Raw genomic sequence first — 17731 nt, 5'->3', positions numbered from 1 at the left:
GTGACGCCACGGCAGGGAAAAGGAAAGCCATTTCAAATACCCCCGATAACGGAGGGATGCGTAGCGGCGAAACACAGAACCCATGCGAGCGTGGGTAGCCAAGCCAGGCCAACGGCGCAGCGTTGAGGGCGCTGTCCCATAGGGGTCCGCCGGTTCAAATCCGGTCCCACGCATCGCACAGGCGGGTCACTCGGCCCGCCGCCCACGAAGGCACACGCCGACGTGGCGATGCAGGTGATTCCCATCCGGGACATCACCCACGCACAACTTCTACCGACACGACGTCGCGAGCGACGGCGGCGAAGCGTTCAGGTACGCCCGGCGCGAACGCCGGCGTATGGAATCGCTCCCGATACACGCCGTCCCGGGGGTCGGAACCACGTCGGTCGGGCTACTGGTCCTGACTGGTGTCGCTGCTCTGGGGGCGGCCGTGCTCCTCGGACTGGCCTTCGCCGCCTTCGTCCAGCGGCGGTCACGACCGTATCTCCTGATCGTCGCCGCTTTCCTCGCACTGCTCGGTCGCTCCGCCGTCGTCGGAGTCAGTGTGCTGGGCGTGGTGTCGCCGGCGGACCACCACCTCTTCGAACACGGCCTCGACGTTGTACTGGTGGCACTCGTCGTCGCGGCGGTGTACTACGCCCGGACCGTCCGGCTGGAGGTGCCGACGTCGTGACGGCCCAGCGTGAGCGTATCCGCCAGCACGTCGCCGCCAACCCCGGCGTCCACTTCAACGAACTCGCGCGCGAACTCGACCTCGCGACGGGACAGGTCCAGTACCACCTGAAGAGACTCCGGCGGGCGAACGACGTCGTCTCCGAATCGCTGTACGGCCGCACGCACTACTACACGCCCGAGTACGACGCCACGGAGCGCGGAGCCATCGCCGTCCTGCGCCGCGAGACGGCTCGGGACGCGTTGTTGTATCTGATCAGCGAGGGACCGAGTCCGCCGTCGACGGTGGCGGCGGATCTGGATATCGCCCGGAGCACGCTGGAGTGGCACCTCGATCACCTGCTCGAACAGGACCTCGTCGAGAAGCGCCGCGACGCGCGCGACCGGGTGACCCTCGCGCTCTCGCGGCCCGAGACGACTGCTCGACTGCTTCGGGACATCGAGCCGTCCCTCCCGGAACGGCTCGTGGATCGGTTCACACGCCTGATCGACGGCCTCGTCTCGGAGGAGTAAGCCTTCGAGAGCCGAACCATAACCCGCTTGGCGACGAGGCCCCAAGCTCCCGTCGATAGATGTCCTTCGATGGCGACCGCTCGCGGCGCGACGTACTCAAGGCGGCCGTCGCCCTCGGCGGTGCGAGCGCGCTGACCGCCTGTCTCGACCGCACGGCCGACGAGCCAGTGCCGACCGGCGACCCCGCGGCCAAACCGGCACGCCAGCACGCCTGGCGGGAGTACGTCCGTCACGACGAGCACGGGAACTCCCAGCTCCCCGCCCACCAGATCCTCCTCTACGTCGACTTTGCGGGCGACGGCCCGCCGGCGGACGACGACCGAGCGGCGCTCGCCGCGACGCTCGACGCCCTCGACCGCGCCTACGCGTGGCGTCACGAGGGCCTGCTTCACTCCGTCGCCTACTCGCCGGCGTACTTCGGCCGGTTCGACGAGTCGCTCCCGGACGGGATCGACCTCCCCGAACCGCGGGCGCTCTCGCCGTTCGAATCGCCCGCTTTCGACAGACAGGACGCGGTGCTCCACCTGGCGAGCGACCGCGCGGACGTCGTGCTGGAGGCAGACCGGGCGCTCCGTGGGGAACGGGACGCGGCGAACGGCGTGTCGGTGCCGCCGCTCACCGACGTGGCGACGGTCGACTCCCGGCGGACGGGCTTCGTCGGCGCGGGCCTGCCCGCCGACCACCAGGACGCGGCGGGGATTCCGGCGTCGAAGCCGGTCCCGGAGGCGTCGCCGCTGTTCATGGGGTTCAAGGCTGGCTTCCGTGGCAATCAGGCCACCGAGTCCTACGTCACCATCGAGTCTGGGCCGTTCGCCGGCGGGACGACGAAAGTGATCGCCAACCTCCGCCAGCGGCTGGCCGACTGGTACGAGGAGCAGTCTCACGAGGAGCGCGTGATGGAGATGTTCAGCCCCGGTCACGCCGCGGAGGACCTCGTGGAAGGCGTCGGGAGCAACCTCGGTTCGGACAGCGGGATCGATCGCTTCGTTGACGACGTCGCCGCCGACGCCCGGGAGTCCGGGCGGGTCGGCCACGCGCAGAAAGCCGCGCGGGCGAACCGCGACGCGGAGGGTAACGTCCGACTCCTCCGTCGGCACTTCGAGTCGACCGACGACATCGGCTCGGAGCAGCCGGTCGCAAGCCTGCATTTCCCGTCGCTCCAGCGCAACGTCTCGGAGTTCGAGGCCGTCCGCCGGGCCATGAACGGCACCGACGTGACGGAGCTGACGCCGGCGGTGCGCCAGCGGGTCAACAACGGCATTCTGGAGTACATCTTCGTGCGCCGGCGGGGCAACTTCCTCGTGCCGCCGCGTCGACACCGGGCGCTCCCGACGCCGCAGCCGGCGTGAGCGGGTGGGCGTTCGACGGATGGACCAGAACCGGTTTTCCCGCCCGACACCGAGCGTGGGTATGAAGCGCCGCGACCTGCTCCGGACCGGCCTGTCCCTGTCCGGTTCGCTGACGCTGGCCGGGTGTTCGAGTCTGGTCGAGACGCGGGCGGCGGGAGTGCCACCCGTCCCGGAGAACCGCCCCGACGCCATCTACTTCCCGAGTCACGTCGAGGGCATGGCGATGTCCGGCACGGCGACGAGTGGCGACTTCGCGATGGGGCTGATGTACAGCTACCCCCACCGATTCTGGAACGTCAACGGGGAGACCGTCTCGCTGACCGAAATCGACGCCGACGACGCGGTCCACCTGATGGCGAGCGTCTGGGATCCCGAGACGGAGACGATCCTGCCCGACACCGGGTTGTCCGCGGAGATCTATCGCGACGGCTCGCTCGTCTCTCAGGAGGCCATCTACCCCATGCTCTCTCAGCCGATGGGCTTTCACTACGGCGCGAACTTCGCGCTGGACGGCGAGGGGACCTACGAGGTGCGGCTGAGCGCCGGAGCGGTCTCCACCCGGTTGACGGGAGCCTTCGAGGGTCGCTTCGCCGACCCGACGACCGTCGAGATTCCCTTCGAGTACAGCGAGGCGGCGAAAGAGGAGATCGCGTTCCGCACCCTCGACGAGAAGGTCGCCACCCCGGGCGCGGTCGATCCGATGTCGATGGAGATGCTGCCCACGTCGTTCGCGCCCGCCGAATCGGACCTGCCGGGACGAGTCCTCGGCTCGGAAACCAGCAACGACGCCCGCCTGGTCGTGACCGCCCTGGAGTCCCCGCCGGCGGGCATCGACGCCGACGGAACCTACCTCGCCGTCTCGGCGCGCACCCGGTACAATCGGATGGTGATCCCGGCGATGGGGCTGTCGGGACACCTCGCCCGCGACGGCGGGACGGTGTACGACGGCACGTTCGAGCGGACGCTCGACCGTGATCTCGGCTATCACTACGGCGCCGTCGTCGACGACGTGGTGCCGGGCGACGAACTCACCCTCTCGGTGGACGTCCAGCCCCAGACGGCCCGACACGAGGGGTACGAGACGGCGTTCGGCGGCCTCATGGGCGGCATGCCCGACGTGACGGTCGAGGTTCCCTGATCGGGGGACGACCGCCCGGAGAACGACAAGGGATTTATTGATCGCCTGCGTTACTTCGCCCATGGCAGGCCCTCTCACCGATGTCCTCGCGTGGGTCGTCGTCGGTCTCTTCCTGACGGGCGCTCTCCTCCGCCGCGGGGAGCGGTCCGGTGCCCGAGCGACGACCGTCGCCGCGTGGGTCGTCTTCGCCGCCTTCTGGGCCGCGCTCGTCCCGCACTTTGCGTTCGAGCAGAAGAGCTTCGTCGAGGGCTTTCTCTCACTCGCCGCCGTCCCCGCGTCGCTGTACGTGGGGTGGCTCCTCTACGACGGCCGCGACTCGCTGTTCGTCCTCTCGCGAGCCATCGCCGTCATGGGCGTCGTCTACCTCCCCTTCGAGACGATTCCGGCGCTCACGATCGGTGGCCTCGCGCTTCCGTCCCCGCGGCACGTTCTCATTTCCCATACGACCGCACAGACCGAGTGGGCGATGGAGTTGCTCGGCTACACGCCGACACTCGTCGAGGGCGATCAGGGCTATCTCAACACGTTCAAATTCGTCACCGACGGCGGACACGTCATCCTGTTCTCGATCATCCTCGCCTGTACGGGACTGGGAAGCACCGCCATCTTCGTCGGCCTGATCTCGGCCGTCGACGCGCCACTCGGCCGAAAGCTCCGGGCGCTCGCCATCGCCGTGCCGATCATCTACGTCCTCAACATCGCACGGACGACGTTCATCGGCCTGATGTTCGGCAAACAGTATATGCAGTGGTTCGTCGACGAGGTGCTCTTTCTCTTCGGCGGGACCGATCCGTACAAGGTCTCCTTCTACCTCTCGGATCGCGTCATCAGCCAGGTGCTCGCCGTCGTCGCCCTCGTCGGGGTCACCTACCTCGTGGTGCGGGAACTGCCCGAACTCCTGACCATCGTCGAGGACGTGCTCTACGTGATCACTCGCGAGGAGTACGACCTCCGGGAGGCGCTCGATCTCCCCGATTCGGGCGAGGTCGGTCCGGGCGCCGACTAGGGACGCCGCACCGATCGATCACAACGTCCGCGGCGGTCCGGTTCGGTTCGGGATGTGAAAGCGGGAGGACAGCCACAATGCTTTCGTGGGCAGGGTGACCGTTCCTGATCGTAGAGGCATGTCGCACCGGCGGGCGTCACCCACCACAGAGCCTGCCGACTCCGGCCGCCTCCCCACGTGACTGGAATCGGTGGATATATTTAAGTTTTCGCGCCTTTTTCGGGGTCTGAAGTTCGGGTAGTTACGTAACGTCCATTATAATTTCGCAAGCGTCGAATACAGTCCCGGATTCCGGCGATATCGACTGTCGGACGGTATCGTGGGTCGGCCCGTCACGGCTCACCGTTCGGGGAGCAGGTCGGCCGGCGCGCCCGCGAGCGTTCGGAGCGCGTCGGCCTCGACGTGGTGGACGTCACCCGGTAAGACCAGGAGGTGGAGCGGATCACCGAAGTCCCGGTCGGCGAGCGCCGAGAGTCGGTCGGCGACGACGACGGGGTCGGGACTGCCCGCGCGCGCCACGGCGACGCCGAGACGGGCGGGCCACTCCTCGGCGAGCAACTCGGCCGCCACGTCGGCGGTCATGAACGTCTCGCCGGCGTCGGCTCCCCGGCCGTCGTCGACCTTGATGTCGAGGTAGACGAGCGTGTGGAGGCCGCGCTCCCGGTTGGCTTCGACGGAGTCGACGACGGATGCGGGCACGCCGTCGCCCCCGTGAGCGCGTGGGAACGGGAGGGTGACGGCCTTTCCGAAGCGGTAGTTCTGGAGGCCGGTGAGACCGCTGGCGGCGGATTGGGCGGTGACACCATGGACGACGCGGGTGTCGATCCCGCGGTCGATAGCACGCAGACGGAGGTCGACGTGGGTCGTCGAGATCATGGCGTCCCCGGCGGTCAGGAAGACGGCGTCGCGCGACTCGGCGGCGTCGAGGATGGGCGCGGGGTTCCGCTCGACGCCCGCGCGGTCCCGTACCTCGATGTCCACGCCGTGGTGGGCCTCGAGCGCCTCGACGCTGGTGCCGACGAGGCGACTGGTGTAGAACTCGGCGAACGCGCAGTCGGCCGAACGGAGGGCGTCGCGTCCCTCGACCGTGATCGATCGCTCGTCGTAGAGTCCGAGGCCGACGAAGGTGAGCATACGGGCCGTGGGACGCCGGGAGGGTTAAACGATTAGGTGCGTCTCGCACGTGCCTGTCGCACGTCCGCGCCGTCGCGGACCAGATCCTCACAGTTCGGACAGACACGCGGTTCGGTCATGCCAGTCGGGGCGAACACCCGGACGTAGTCGTCCGTGACGAAGGAGCCACAGTTCTGACAGCTCGGCATACGTTCGCATGAGTGACGGGAACCATCATGTACGTTACGGCCACTCACACTCGGAGAGACGGCGGCGGGCCGCCGCCATTCAAGTGACCCCGGAGCCAACGACCGATCATGTACGACGCGATACTCGTCCCGACGGACGGGAGCGAGGGAGTCGATCGGACGCTCGACCACGCCATCGAGATGGCACGGAACCACGACGCGACGGTCCACGCGCTCTACGTCGTCGACCGACGGTTCGAACTCGCGGCCGACGAGGACCGCGACGACCTGGTCGCCCGCCTCACCGACCGGGGCGAGAACGCCGTCGCGGCCGTCGCCGAGCGAGCGGAAGACGCCGGGCTCGACGTCGTGACCGACGTGCGCGAGGGCATCCCCTACAAGACCATCCTCGACTACGCCGAGGAGGCGGACGTCGACGTCATCACGATGGGCACCCACGGCCGGACGGGGCGTGACCGCCTCGCGCACCTCGGGAGCGTCACCGACCGCGTCGTCGAGAACGCCACCGTACCGGTGTTCGTGATCAACATCGGTGACGACTGACCTAGCCGTCGCGCTCCTGTGCGGTGACGACTGACCTAGCCGTCGCGCTCCTGTGCGTCGACGACGGCGACGCCCGCGAGGTTGACGATATCGTTCACTTCGTCGCCGCGCTGGAGGACGTGGACCGGCTTGTCCATCCCGACCAGCATCGGGCCGACGGCGTCGGCGCCGCCGAGTCGCTGGAGGAGTTTGTAGCCGATGTTGCCGGCCTCCAGGTTGGGGAAGATCAACACGTTCGCCGGCTCTTCTAGTTCCGCGAAGTCGTAGGTGCCCTCGAGGATATCCTCCATCACCGCGGTGTCGGCCTGCATCTCGCCGTCGACCGGGAAGTCGACCGCGGGGTCCTCGCGCAACAGGTCGGCGGCACGACGGGGCTTGCGCGTCCCCTGGTTGTCGACGCTCCCGAAGTTGGAGTACGAGAGGAAGGCCGCCCGCGGTTCGACGTTGAACCGGCGGGCCAGGTCGGCCGTGTGCCGGCCGATTTCGGCGAGTTCGGCCGATCCGGGGTCCTGATTCACCGTCGTGTCGGCGACGAAGACGACGCGATTCCGGAAGGCGAGCATGTAGACGCCGGCCGCGTAGTCGGCGTCCTCGGCCGTCCCGACGACCTGTAGCGGCGGGCGCAGGGCCGAGGGGTAGTGGTGGGTCAGTCCCGTCAGGAGGGCGTCGGCGTCGCCCGACTCCACCATCACGCTCCCGAAGTAGTCGGTGTCGGTGCGGACGAGATCCTCGGCCTCGACCCGGGTCAGGCCCTTGCGCTTGCGGGCGTCGTAAAGTTGGTCGGCGTACCGACCGAGGGCCTCGGCCTCGGCGGGGTCGACGATTTCGGGGTCGAAATCGAGACCGAGGTCGGCCATTCGACTCTCGATCGTCGTGCGGTCGCCGAGCAGGACGGGGTGGGCGATGCCCTCCTCGACCATCCGGGCGGCGGCGCGGATGGTCGTCGCGTTCGTCCCCTCCGCGAGGGCGACGCGCTTGGGGTCGGTCTTGGCCTTGTTCAGGATGATCCGCATCATCTCGCGGTCCTTTCCGAGGCGAGCTTCGAGGTCCTCTCGGTAGGTGTCCAGATCGAGGTCGACGCGGGCGACGCCGCTCTCGATAGCCGCCCGCGCGACGGCGGGGGCGACCTCGAACAGCACACGCGGATCGAGGGCCTTCGGGATGAGATACTCCGGGCCGTAGCGGAGCGGTTCGTCGCCGTAGGCTTTCGCCACCGCGTCGGGGACGTCCTCACGGGCGAGGGCGGCGAGGGCGCGGGCCGCGGCGACTTTCATGTCCTCGTTGATTTCGGTCGCGCGCACGTCGAGGGCGCCCCGGAACATGAAGGGAAAACAGAGGACGTTGTTGACCTGGTTCGGAAAGTCCGACCGGCCCGTGGCGGCGATGACGGTGTCGTCGCGCGCCTCGCGGGCCTCGTGGTATCCGATTTCGGGGTCGGGGTTCGCCATGGCGAAGACGACGGGATCGCGGGCCATCGACCGCACCATCTCCCCGTCGACGAGGTTGCCCACGGCGAGGCCGACGAAGACGTCGACGCCGTCGATGGCGTCGGCCAAGTCGCCGGCCGGGACGTCGCGGGCGAACCGTGCTTTGTACGCGTTGACGTCGTCGGCCTCGGCGCGGTCGGTCGTGACGATACCCGACGAGTCGACCATCGTGACGTTCTCGCGGGGGACGCCGAGCGAGACGTAAAACTCCGCGGTTGCGATGGCGCTCGCGCCGGCACCGGCAAAGGCCACCTCCAGGTCCGCGAGGTCCTTGTCGACGATGTCGACGGCATTGAGCAGGGCCGCCCCGGAGACGATGGCGGTGCCGTGCTGATCGTCGTGGTAGACGGGGATGTCCATCCGGTCGCGGAGTCGTTCCTCGATTTCGAAGCACTCGGGCGCTTTGATGTCCTCGACGTGGATGCCGCCGAAGGAGGGTTCGGTCAGCGACACCGCCTCGACGATGGCGTCGGGGTCGTCGGTGTCGAGTTCGAAGTCGAACACGTCGATGTCGGCGAAGCGCTTGAGCAGGACGCCCTTCCCCTCGATGACGGGCTTGGACGCCTGCGCGCCGATGTCGCCCAGGCCGAGGACGGCCGACCCGTTCGACACCATCCCCACGAGGTTACCCTTCGAGGTGTAAGTGTAGGCGTCGGTCGGATCGTCGGCGATGGCCCGACAGGGTGCGGCCACGCCGGGTGAGTACGCCAGACTCAGGTCGCGTTGCGTGCTGGTCGGTTTCGTCGTCTCGATGGCGACTTTCCCCGGCGGCTCCCGCCGGTGGTAGTCGAGAGCGTCTTCGTCGAGTCCCATGTCGACGACTCGGGGCGTCGTGTGATAAAACGTGCCAGCCGCGGCGACTATTGACCGTCCGGCGGCGAGGCGATCCAGGTCGACCCCAACCCCGAGGTCCACTCGGGCCGGCGCTCCCACGAGATGTCGGAAGGCAGCGCGGTGATGACCGCCGCGCCGGCGCGGAAGCGATAGGCGTAGATGGTCGTGCCGTCCAGGTCGTAGAACACCCGGTCCCAGCGGCGGCCGGCGAAGGAAGCGGTTCCCTCGGCGGTCACCGGGTCGTCAGCCGAGGGGGCGACGGCGGCACGGGCCGCCTCGGGGGTGGCGAAACGCTCCAGATAGAGCGGTTCCGCGGTGAAGTTCGCGTCGGTGGTGCCGATCATGAGGGTGACGCCGTACTCCCGGTCGTCGGACATCGCCGGGCCGAAGAGTCCGGTGAGGGCGGGTTCGAAGTCGTCGAGCCGTTCGCGCCACGACGTCGTGTCTTCGAGGAGAGCCACCCCGTCGTCGCCGTAGGCGTACAGTTCGTTGTACTGCGGTTCGTTCGTGTGTTCGTTGAGCGAGTGGGGCGTGGAGTGACTGTGGGCGTGGGTGTACGTCCGGTGCCCGCTCGGGAACTCGTGGGTGTGTTGATCGACGCCGTCGGTCGCCGTCGACTCGGTACGATCGGGGTGTGCCCAGGTGACGAAGCCGTCCTCGGCACTCGCGAGGGCGACGAGTCGGTCGGACGATCCGTCCGGGACCAGCATGTCGTACAGCGGCCCGTAGACGGGGCGCCGCGAGAACTCGTTTTCCAGGTAGGGAGTGGAGATGACCCGCTGGTAGAACACCCGGGCCCGGGAGATGGTCGTCGCCTGCATATCCTCGTCGCCGCGAGTGACGCCGCGCTCTAGGTCCCGGGCGAACACGTTGTTCCCGACCCGCAACGGAGGTACGACCTCGAAGTGGTCGACGAGGTTGGCCTGGACGTAGTCGGCGACGTTCGTGGTCGCCTCGCGGAACGCCGTCACGTCCGAGTCGGTCAACTGGTCGGCCGTTTCGAGGTCCTCGAGGACGCCAAAGACGCCGTTGACGGTGGTCTGGAACCGCCGGATCGCGGCGTCGTACTCGGTTCGAAACCACTCGAACTCCGAGAGGATGGTCGTCGTCGCCGCCGCGAGGTCAGCGTGAGCGACGGGCGTCGCCGTCGGCGTCGACGTGGACGTCGCCGTCGATTCGGCCGTCGTCGGGGCGGGTGTCTCTGTCGTGGTTGCCGCCGGCCCGCCACCCGGCGGGCCGGTGTCGGCCGTCGTTCCGTCGGAGTCGCCGAAACAGCCACCGAGGAGGCTCGACTGGGCCAGGGCGACCGCTGCGAGAACTCCCCGTCGCGTGAAGGACATTCGGTGAGTGGGAGGAACGGCGACCAATTAGCTCTGTTGGCCGACTTCCTGTCGGCAGATCGACAACCTCTTGATCCGTGATACCGTAGCGCATCGTCATGAACCTCCCACCGTCAACGACGCCCGAGGGACTTTTCGACTACCTGATGGCGTTTATTCTCCTCTCGGCGGCGCTCGCGTTCGCCATCATCTACTTCGGCTGAGCCGGGGGTCGTCGCCCGAGCGCCCCTCCACGTTTGCGGGTAACGTTCATGACAGTGTGCCCGAAACGGGAGGACGGTGTTACACCGATGACAACGACCGAAGACGTGCTGGACCACCACCTCGACGCGTTCACTGCACAGGACCTCGACGAGACGCTCGCCGACTACACGGACGACTCCGTGATCATCACGAATATGGGGGTCTTTCGCGGACTCGACGAAATCGAAGACCTGTTCGCCGGACTGTTCGAGGAGTTCTCTCAGGACGGGTCGCGGATCGACCTCGACCAGAAGGTAGTCGAGGAGGAGTACGCGTACATCGTCTGGAACGGCGAGACACCGGAGAACGACTACGAGTTCTGTACTGACACGTTCGTCGTGGAGGACGGCACGATTCATCGACAGACGTTCGCGGGAAAGGTCGAGCCGAAGTCGTAGCCGGCATCCGTTCACACGCTCCGGCCACGTCCAGAAGTCGCACGGTCACGGCGGCCGGACGAAGACGCGGCCATCGCCGCGGACGGTGACGACCGCGCCGTCGACGTCGACGGTGATCGTCGTCGACTCGGCCGAATCGACGAACAGGTCGTCGAGGGCGTCGGGGTCGACGTAGTCGAACAGCGGACGAGGGGACTCGTCGAGGACCGCCGCCACGGCGACGGCGACGGCGACGCTCGGCGGGCGTCCCGTCCCGTCGAATCGGGTCACGTAGGCGCGCCTGTCGGCGTCCCAGGTGGGGTGGGTGCCGTCCGAGTCGATCATCGTCCCCCGAAGGGTACCCCCGTGAGTGAGGGGGCTCCGACCGAATCGTGGGTACCCCGGGCAGTTTGGGCGGTGATCCGTCGTCGAGGACCGGCGGTCGAGTGGTGCACGGTTGGAACTAACACGGTGACAGACACGTTCACGCCTCCAGGATCTCGACGAGGTTTCCCTCCGGGTCGCGGACGAAGCAGATGCGGGTCCCGCTCTCGGTCGTCCGTGGTTCGCTCAGCGTGGAGACGGTCGGGTCGAGGTCGGCGTAGAAGGCGTCGAGGTCGTCGACGGCGAGCCCCAGGTGTTTCGCGCCGGGCTGGTTGATCGCGTCGCCGGTCGCCTCGACGCCTTCGGGGTCGTACTCGACGAGTTCGATCCGGGCACCGTCGGCGTCGAAGTGGGCGAACCGACCGGTCGCCCCGTCGACGTCGACTGCGTCGGCGAAGGCCTCCCCGGCGACGCTGAAGCGCTCGCACGGCCCGAGACCGAGGGCATCACGGTAGAAGTCGACGGCACGGTCCAGATCCGAGACGGTCACGCCGAAGTGGTGTGCAGCGAGTCGAGTCACGTGCCCTCGGCGGAGGGCCGGTGACAAAGCGGCTTCGATCCGACGCCCGACCGACCGGAACCCCTTAGAGCGCGCGTCCGCAGGTACGGGGTATGACGTTCGTCGTTCCGTTCGACGGATCGGACCTGGCCGAGGCCGCGCTCGCTCGCGCCGTAACGTTCGGCTCCGTACTCGACGAGCACGTGGTGTCGGTGAGCGTGATCCCGTCGAGGAACGCGTCCTACGCCCGGGAGCGGGGGTGGCTCGACCCCGGCGAACCCTTCGAGCGCGAGGCGGTCGTCGCGGCGCTCCACGAGGACGTGGCGGAGACCGCCCCGAACGCGGAGTTCCGCTACGAGACGGTCGGCCGCCACGCGACGCCGGGACGGATCGCGAGTCGGCTTCGCGAGATCGCCCGAGAGGAGGACGCCTCGATGGTGTTCGTCGGCAGCGAAAACGCCGGACGACTGGTCTCGACCCTGAGCAGCGTCGGCGAAACCGTCGCCACCGACGACGCCTACGACGTGGTCATCGTCCGACACACGGACCCGTCGACGGTCGGGGGCCTCTCCGACCGGGACGAACGACGGTGAGATCGGTCGCCCGCGCGGAGTCACACGCGCGCCGGACGGCCGTCTGACGGAGCTATTTGTAGTTCTCTCGCGTGCCGACTAGCACATGGACGAGGGAGACGGACTGGCGGAGATGGAGACGGTCACCGTCGAACTTGAGGAGGGGACGCTCGACGCCGTCGACGACATCGCCTTCGCCGACCACCGGGAGAACCGTGCGGCCGCGATTCGGACCCTCCTCGACGAGTGGCTGAAGACACGCGACGAGTGATACGGGGTGGTGTAACGGCCGGTACTGACTGACACCAGTCCGTACGAGACGGACGGGACGGGACGGCGCGAGGAATCGTGACTGGATCCCGGCGAGCGGCGACGCTCGCGAGGGAAGGTCAGCCGCAGGTGTGATTCCGGCGCGGTTCGGCGCTCAGTCCTCCTCGGGTTCGGTTTCGGCGACGTCGATCACCGACAACGGCACGTCACGGAGCGCACCCCCAACCTCGCTTTTCGCGATGCGGGTGGCGTGGTTCTCGCCTTCGGCGTTGAACACCTCGATTTCGAGGAGGAGCCCTACCAGCGCGGTGTCGGCGGCGATGAAGGCCGAATCGAACGGCTCCCCACAGGCCGGACAGGGGGTCACGCCGACTTCTACCTCGACGTACTCCTTGTCCTGTTCGTTCAGGCGTTTCCCAGCCTCGCTAACCGCGACGCCGATGGCGTCGTCGACATCTTCGACGTCACGAACCAGCCACGCGGCCTCCATCGCGACGAGATAGTTGCTCATACGTCGGCCACGCCGTGGAGTACCTCGTGTCTTGTGGTTCGTCCCTCCCAGCCCCGGCCGGCACGGTCGGCCGTCACCAACGTGTCACAGATATTGTATATCGAGTACGAAGTTTAATAGCCCGGTAGCCACCATCCATGTATCGAATCACCGATGAGTGGACAGAGGGGGGCAGTGCCACTGGGAGAAGACGACGGGGCGGCGGCCACGGACGGGCCGACCGAACCGACCGAACAGGAGGTGTTCGACATTCTGTCGAACCGACGGCGTCGATACGCGCTCTACGCGCTGTTGCGTGACGAGACGGCGACAATCGGCTCGCTGGCCGACCAGATTGCCGCCTGGGAGAACGGCTGTGCGGTAAACGAGGTGACGCCGACGGAGCGCAAGCGCGTCTACACCGCCCTCCAGCAGTCCCACCTGCCGAAACTGGAACGGACCGGGCTGGTGAGCTTCGACCGCGACAGCGGCCGTGTCACCCCCACGGACGCCGCCGACGAACTGGACATCTACCTGGAGGTGGTCGGCGAGGAGCAACTGTCGTGGGATCAGTACTATCTCGGACTGTCGGCGGTGTCGGCCGCAGTCGTCGTCGCCGTCTGGCTGAACGTCCCCCCGTTCGGGAGCGTGCCGCCGGTAGCCTGGATGACCGTGATCGTCGCCCTCTTCAGCGTCTCCGCGGCCGTCCACAACTACCGTTCGAACGGCTTGCGCGGCAGCGGCGAGCCACCGGAAGTGGCCCGTCAGTCATGAGGGCGGCGTCCGGCGACGACGAGTAGACTCCCGACGAGGGCCAGTCCCGTCACCGGCGTCGCGTATCCGAGCGCTGTGAGCAGTGGCCCGGTCGCGCCCACGCCGAGGACGAGAAGGACGGCCGGACCACAACAGGTCGCGCCGGTCAGCAAGGCGGGCAGACCCGCGAACACACCCGCGGATCCCTCGATGCCGCAGGCGGCCGGAGAGCGCCAGGCGACGACCCCGATGGCGAGGTTGCAGCCGAGGAGAACGCCGAAGGAGACTGCGAGACCGATATCGAGCGGCGACACCAGGAGGATGAGAGGCTCGATTACGACGCTCGCGACCGGTTCGAACGAGAACGCCCGGGTCGGCTCCAGGGCACGCGAGACCGGGTCGGCGACGGCCCGGACGGCGTATCCCCGCCCGCCGAGGGCGAGATGCCCGAGCGAGCCGAGATACAGGAACGGATAGCCGACGGTGCCGAGGAGGAAGGCCGCCTGCCCGTCGGTCCGACGGAGAGCGGCGTGGACCCCAGCCACGACCCGACGCAGTCGGTCACGCATGGAGAGCCGTCCCGGGGTAGAACCCCGCCCACGCGAACCACATCGCTTCGACGGCCGGGTGTCGTTCGAACGGGAGGGACGCCGGTGGGTGGGTAGTTCCGTCGACGGCCACGCCGTCGGCCGTCGCCGAGACGTCGGCGCCGGCGGACGGACGATAGCCGTAGGCGGCGTCCAGGTCGGGGTCGTGTACGACCAGGATGCGGTCGTCGCCGACCGAGAGGGTAACGAGGCCGCGCCGTCGCAGGCGGGCGTGCGTGACCGCCGCGGCGCCGCGGTCCGTTCGGACCCCGACGACCACCGCCTTCGCCCCGAGACGGTCGTCGGTCGCGAGCGGCGAGTACATCGTGGAATCGCGGGCGTAGTACCCTCGCTTCGGTCCGTAGGAGCCGTAGGGATCGACGCCGTAGTTCCGGACGTATCCGGTGTCCTCCGATAGCACCCGGGTGCCGGGGTGGCGGCCGCGCCACCGTTCCCAAGTCGTCCAGACGAGACCGAACTCGCGGAGCGACTGCCCAGCCAGCGGCCCGGAGATGGCCGTCGCGAGCATCTGTGGCCACCGGCTGTCGGTCGCCCGGTCGTACATGAGGAGGTTGCTGTTGACTAGGTCACCCGAGACGCCGAAGGAGGTGTCGCCACGCTCAAAGCCCATCGCCGTCCCGGTGAGCGGACAGTAGGTGACGCTCACGGGGACGCGGTCCAGCCGGTCGTTGACGATTTCGTGGTGAACGAGGAGCTTTCGTGGGTAGGCCGTCGCCGCCCCGCCGCGGAGGACGCCGAAGACGATGTCCTCGTCCCGCAGCGACGCCGCGGACGCGTCGACGAACTGCGGGTCGTCGACGGCGGGAATGCCGTCTTTGGGAACGCCGCCGGAGACGACGTTCTCGCGGAGTCGCCGCCGGTCGTAAGCGAGATAGGGGGACCGATCTGCCGTGGGCGGACCGCGGCGCGGCGGCGGGGCGGTGTCGGTCCTCGCCGACGATCCCTCGGAGGTAGCGGATCCACCGAGACAGCCGGCGAGAGGCGTCGCAGCACCGAGGGCGAGCGTCGCTACCTCCCGTCGTGTGTATCGGTACTGCATACCACCGACCTGGTGTTCCCGAGCAAAAAGCGTACCACGGCGGTGCGCGGCGGGCACACGGGGGCGTCACGTCTCGCGGAGGGCGTCCGCCAGGTCGTCGGCTGCGAGACGAATGGTGTACCCCGCGACGGCCAGGGCCGCCTCCCAGTCCTCGGCCGACGCCCGGGCGTCGAGTGTGGCCAGACCGTCGTCGAGACAGTCGGCCGTCTCGGCGCGGAGTTCCCGAAACAGGCGTTCGGCGTCGGCGTCGCGACCGTCGAAGAAGTCGATCAGCCGACCGTGGGTCCGGAGGCTGACGAGCGTCCGCCCGACCATCCCACCGGCGACGCGGTGGATGGGGTCCTCGCGGCCGCGAAGGTAGGCGTGCATCGGTCCCGATCCGGTGGGTCGGTGGTCGTCGGGGGCGTCCATCACCGCCCGAACCCGGTGGAAGTGGTCGTCCTCCTGTGCCGCGACGGCGGCGAAGGCGTCTCGGAGGGCGTCGTCGGCCGTGGTGTCGGCCCACTCGCGAAACGTCTCGCGGGCGGCGTACTCGCTGTCGGCGGCGGCGCACAACAGGGCGGACGGGCGGGGATCACCGCCGGAGAGTGCGACGAGCAAGTCCCGAGAGCCGAGACGGGCGAGGGCAACGGCGTAGTCGGTTTCGAGGGAGGTCCGGAGGTCGGCGGCGTCCATGGACCTCGCAGTCAATCGTCGGCGGCGGCCGCGTCGGTGGCCGCCACTTCGATGCTCGGCGGATACTTCCCACGGTCGAGAACCAGGTCACTCTGTGGGCGTGCCATGCAGGTCAGCGCGTAGGATTCCGCCTCCTCCTCGGTCAGGGCGCGGGCCGCCGGCTGGGTCACCTCTCCCTCGACGATTTTCGCGGAACAGGCCAGACACATCCCGACCCGGCAGGAGTACTCCTGGGCGATGCCGGCGTCGAGACACGCCTGCAGGATGGTTCGCTTGTCGGACACCTGAATCGTCTCGCCGGTGCCGACGAACTCGACGGTGTACTCGGTCATGCGCCGACCTACGCGTGACCCCGGCAAAACTCTTTATTCCCGTCCGGGAGCCCCACACGGCGAGACGGGGAGAGCCACATGGCCGACGTTACGATGACCAGTTCGTCCGTGTGTGACACTCACACGCCACTGAACCGACGTGTCCGACCTGCGTCTGACACAAGATATATATCATTTCGGGCCCCGCTTCGTAACGAGACGCAGGAGTTCGGGGGCAGTTGGTAGGGGTACTCACGGCCCCCGGATGCCTGCGAGTGGTCTTTTATCGACTCCACGTCGCCAGTCGCCGGGCCGCCGAAACGCGGTGATTGGGAAGGCGAAACCGAGACTGGCGACGCGTCTCGGCGGTGACGACGGATCGCAGAAGGAACTCGGCGGTCGTATACTACCGGCCGTCGGTCGACAGGGAGCCGCCACCCCAGGGTAGCGACTCCCTCGAACCAAGAACAGCCGACAGTATTACTCGCCCCAGTCCTCTTCGAGTTCCGGGGCGGCGTCCAGTTCGACGGGGTCGAGACCGACGACTTCGAGTTCCGCACCACAGGTCCCACAGTCGACGATTTCTCCCACTTCCAGATCCTCGTGCAGGGTCACCTCGGCCCCGCATTCGACGCACTCGGGCATAGTTCGTCCGGGCGTTCGTGGTGGGGGGACTTGAAGCATGCCTTTCGAAGCCGGCGTACGGCCCGCCAGCCCGATCAGTCCTCGCCGGCGAGGGGTTCGCCCTGGCGGTCGATTCGGGTCGCCGGCAGGCCCGCACGGTCGGCGTGTTCGCGGACCGCGTCCTCGCTCTCGGCTTGGTAGTGACAGAAGGTGCCGGTCACCTCGCCGTCGTCGTTCGTCAGCACCTCGGAGTCGACCCAGCGGATGTCGACACCTTCGGATCGGAGGGCTTCGAGCGCCTCGCCGGACTTCTCGGCGGCTCCGTGGAGGTCCTCACGGCTGATCGGGTCGTCCAGTTCGCGGAGGATCAGGTAGTCCTTCATGTACGATGGAGACTGTTCGGGTCGACAATAAAGCTACTCCCGGAATCGCCTGCCCGCACACTCACAGGCGCGCGTAGCGGGTCAGTCCCCACGCCGCCACGGTGACGCCGACGACGAAGGCCCCGAGCGTCGCGAGCAACGCCCGGGGCGCCAGCGTGGGGCCGCCGAGGAAGGGACCACGAACGACGAGATAGCCGGCACCGAGCGTCACGGCCAGACCCACGCCGCCGACGGCACCGGCCACGGCTTTGACGACGCCGGTCACCGGGACCGCTCCACGACCGTCCCACAGGGCGGTT

At 68.1% G+C, this 17731-nt stretch carries 24 protein-coding genes and 1 tRNA gene; 11 read left to right on the top strand and 14 right to left on the bottom strand.

Annotated elements, in window-relative coordinates; all coding sequences use genetic code 11:
• Nucleotides 1–88 precede the first annotated feature (88 nt).
• The 6 genes from V8686_RS09500 to artA all read left to right on the top strand — a co-directional run bounded on the left by V8686_RS09500 (nt 89) and on the right by artA (nt 4678).
• Nucleotides 89–173, top strand: a tRNA-Leu gene (locus V8686_RS09500).
• A 164-nt stretch (nt 174–337) separates the two neighbouring features.
• Nucleotides 338–673, top strand: coding sequence for a DUF7471 family protein (locus V8686_RS09495; RefSeq protein WP_379703750.1), 336 nt, complete (start codon nt 338–340; stop codon nt 671–673).
• Entirely contained in the window at nt 670–1185 is a 516-nt protein-coding gene (locus tag V8686_RS09490) for a winged helix-turn-helix transcriptional regulator (protein WP_379703749.1), read from the top strand. The genes V8686_RS09495 and V8686_RS09490 overlap by 4 nt, the downstream gene beginning before the upstream one ends.
• Before the next feature lie 59 nt (nt 1186–1244).
• Complete coding sequence (locus V8686_RS09485; protein ID WP_379703747.1) at nt 1245–2534, top strand: DUF7405 family protein; 1290 nt, start codon at nt 1245–1247, stop codon at nt 2532–2534.
• Nucleotides 2535–2595: 61 nt separating this feature from the next.
• Nucleotides 2596–3672: a DUF7350 domain-containing protein gene (locus V8686_RS09480; protein ID WP_379703746.1), complete on the top strand. Its 1077-nt coding sequence runs from the start codon at nt 2596–2598 to the stop codon at nt 3670–3672.
• Nucleotides 3673–3733: 61 nt separating this feature from the next.
• On the top strand, nt 3734–4678 hold the full coding sequence (gene artA / locus V8686_RS09475; RefSeq protein ID WP_379703745.1) for an archaeosortase A: 945 nt from the start codon (nt 3734–3736) through the stop codon (nt 4676–4678).
• A 339-nt stretch (nt 4679–5017) separates the two neighbouring features.
• Here the strand turns inward: artA and dph5 are convergent, their stop codons facing one another.
• Entirely contained in the window at nt 5018–5812 is a 795-nt protein-coding gene (gene dph5, locus V8686_RS09470) for a diphthine synthase (RefSeq protein WP_379703744.1), read from the bottom strand.
• A 32-nt stretch (nt 5813–5844) separates the two neighbouring features.
• Complete coding sequence (locus tag V8686_RS09465; RefSeq protein WP_166033678.1) at nt 5845–6000, bottom strand: DUF7563 family protein; 156 nt, start codon at nt 5998–6000, stop codon at nt 5845–5847.
• A 108-nt stretch (nt 6001–6108) separates the two neighbouring features.
• On the opposite strand from V8686_RS09465, the gene V8686_RS09460 reads away from it, so the two are divergent.
• A complete protein-coding gene (locus V8686_RS09460) occupies nt 6109–6543 on the top strand; it encodes a universal stress protein (protein WP_379703743.1) in 435 nt (144 codons plus the stop codon).
• 35 nt (nt 6544–6578) lie between these two features.
• On the opposite strand, the gene V8686_RS09455 is transcribed toward V8686_RS09460, so the two are convergent.
• Both V8686_RS09455 and V8686_RS09450 read right to left on the bottom strand, forming a co-directional pair.
• Nucleotides 6579–8843, bottom strand: coding sequence for an NADP-dependent malic enzyme (locus V8686_RS09455; protein WP_379703742.1), 2265 nt, complete (start codon nt 8841–8843; stop codon nt 6579–6581).
• Nucleotides 8844–8890: 47 nt separating this feature from the next.
• A complete protein-coding gene (locus V8686_RS09450; RefSeq protein WP_379703741.1) occupies nt 8891–10204 on the bottom strand; it encodes a hypothetical protein in 1314 nt (437 codons plus the stop codon).
• Between the two features lie 290 nt (nt 10205–10494).
• Here V8686_RS09450 and V8686_RS09445 point away from each other — a divergent pair, with 290 nt between their 5' ends.
• Complete coding sequence (locus V8686_RS09445; protein WP_379703740.1) at nt 10495–10845, top strand: nuclear transport factor 2 family protein; 351 nt, start codon at nt 10495–10497, stop codon at nt 10843–10845.
• A gap of 45 nt (nt 10846–10890) precedes the next feature.
• Here the strand turns inward: V8686_RS09445 and V8686_RS09440 are convergent, their stop codons facing one another.
• Nucleotides 10891–11169 carry a HalOD1 output domain-containing protein gene (locus V8686_RS09440; RefSeq protein WP_379703739.1) on the bottom strand — a complete coding sequence of 93 codons (279 nt, stop codon included), beginning with the start codon at nt 11167–11169 and terminating at the stop codon, nt 10891–10893.
• A gap of 139 nt (nt 11170–11308) precedes the next feature.
• Nucleotides 11309–11728, bottom strand: coding sequence for a VOC family protein (locus tag V8686_RS09435; RefSeq protein WP_379703738.1), 420 nt, complete (start codon nt 11726–11728; stop codon nt 11309–11311).
• Between the two features lie 92 nt (nt 11729–11820).
• Between V8686_RS09435 and V8686_RS09430 the strand changes: the two genes are divergently transcribed.
• Nucleotides 11821–12300 (top strand): universal stress protein, encoded by a 480-nt coding sequence (locus tag V8686_RS09430; protein ID WP_379703737.1) that lies wholly within the window; start codon nt 11821–11823, stop codon nt 12298–12300.
• A gap of 85 nt (nt 12301–12385) precedes the next feature.
• The gene (locus V8686_RS09425; RefSeq protein ID WP_379703736.1) at nt 12386–12550 is read left to right on the top strand and encodes a ribbon-helix-helix protein, CopG family; all 165 of its coding nucleotides are present in this window, start codon (nt 12386–12388) and stop codon (nt 12548–12550) included.
• A 153-nt stretch (nt 12551–12703) separates the two neighbouring features.
• On the opposite strand, the gene V8686_RS09420 is transcribed toward V8686_RS09425, so the two are convergent.
• Complete coding sequence (locus V8686_RS09420; protein ID WP_379703735.1) at nt 12704–13060, bottom strand: DUF555 domain-containing protein; 357 nt, start codon at nt 13058–13060, stop codon at nt 12704–12706.
• A 174-nt stretch (nt 13061–13234) separates the two neighbouring features.
• Between V8686_RS09420 and V8686_RS09415 the strand changes: the two genes are divergently transcribed.
• On the top strand, nt 13235–13813 hold the full coding sequence (locus V8686_RS09415) for a DUF7344 domain-containing protein (protein WP_379703734.1): 579 nt from the start codon (nt 13235–13237) through the stop codon (nt 13811–13813).
• Here V8686_RS09415 and V8686_RS09410 read toward each other — a convergent pair.
• From V8686_RS09410 to V8686_RS09380, 7 genes are all read right to left on the bottom strand, one after another.
• Nucleotides 13804–14361, bottom strand: a complete 558-nt coding sequence (locus tag V8686_RS09410; RefSeq protein ID WP_379703733.1) for a hypothetical protein — start codon at nt 14359–14361, stop codon at nt 13804–13806. The genes V8686_RS09415 and V8686_RS09410 overlap by 10 nt on opposite strands.
• The gene (locus V8686_RS09405) at nt 14354–15439 is read right to left on the bottom strand and encodes a DUF3179 domain-containing protein (RefSeq protein ID WP_379703732.1); all 1086 of its coding nucleotides are present in this window, start codon (nt 15437–15439) and stop codon (nt 14354–14356) included. Before V8686_RS09405 ends, V8686_RS09410 begins: the two co-directional genes overlap by 8 nt.
• Before the next feature lie 66 nt (nt 15440–15505).
• Nucleotides 15506–16114, bottom strand: coding sequence for a rubrerythrin family protein (locus V8686_RS09400; RefSeq protein ID WP_379703731.1), 609 nt, complete (start codon nt 16112–16114; stop codon nt 15506–15508).
• 11 nt (nt 16115–16125) lie between these two features.
• Nucleotides 16126–16446 (bottom strand): 2Fe-2S iron-sulfur cluster-binding protein, encoded by a 321-nt coding sequence (locus tag V8686_RS09395; RefSeq protein WP_379703730.1) that lies wholly within the window; start codon nt 16444–16446, stop codon nt 16126–16128.
• A 459-nt stretch (nt 16447–16905) separates the two neighbouring features.
• Complete coding sequence (gene lysW, locus V8686_RS09390) at nt 16906–17070, bottom strand: lysine biosynthesis protein LysW (protein WP_379703729.1); 165 nt, start codon at nt 17068–17070, stop codon at nt 16906–16908.
• A gap of 74 nt (nt 17071–17144) precedes the next feature.
• Nucleotides 17145–17432, bottom strand: coding sequence for a DUF4242 domain-containing protein (locus tag V8686_RS09385; protein WP_379703728.1), 288 nt, complete (start codon nt 17430–17432; stop codon nt 17145–17147).
• A 61-nt stretch (nt 17433–17493) separates the two neighbouring features.
• On the bottom strand, nt 17494–17697 hold the full coding sequence (locus V8686_RS09380) for a hypothetical protein (RefSeq protein ID WP_379703727.1): 204 nt from the start codon (nt 17695–17697) through the stop codon (nt 17494–17496).
• Between the last annotated feature and the right edge of the window lie 34 nt (nt 17698–17731).

This window comes from Haloplanus litoreus, from assembly GCF_045690335.1.
GTDB classification, from domain to species: Archaea; Halobacteriota; Halobacteria; order Halobacteriales; family Haloferacaceae; genus Haloplanus; species Haloplanus litoreus.
Note: the sequence above shows the minus strand (reverse complement) of the source record. Positions and strands in the feature narration are given on the sequence as shown.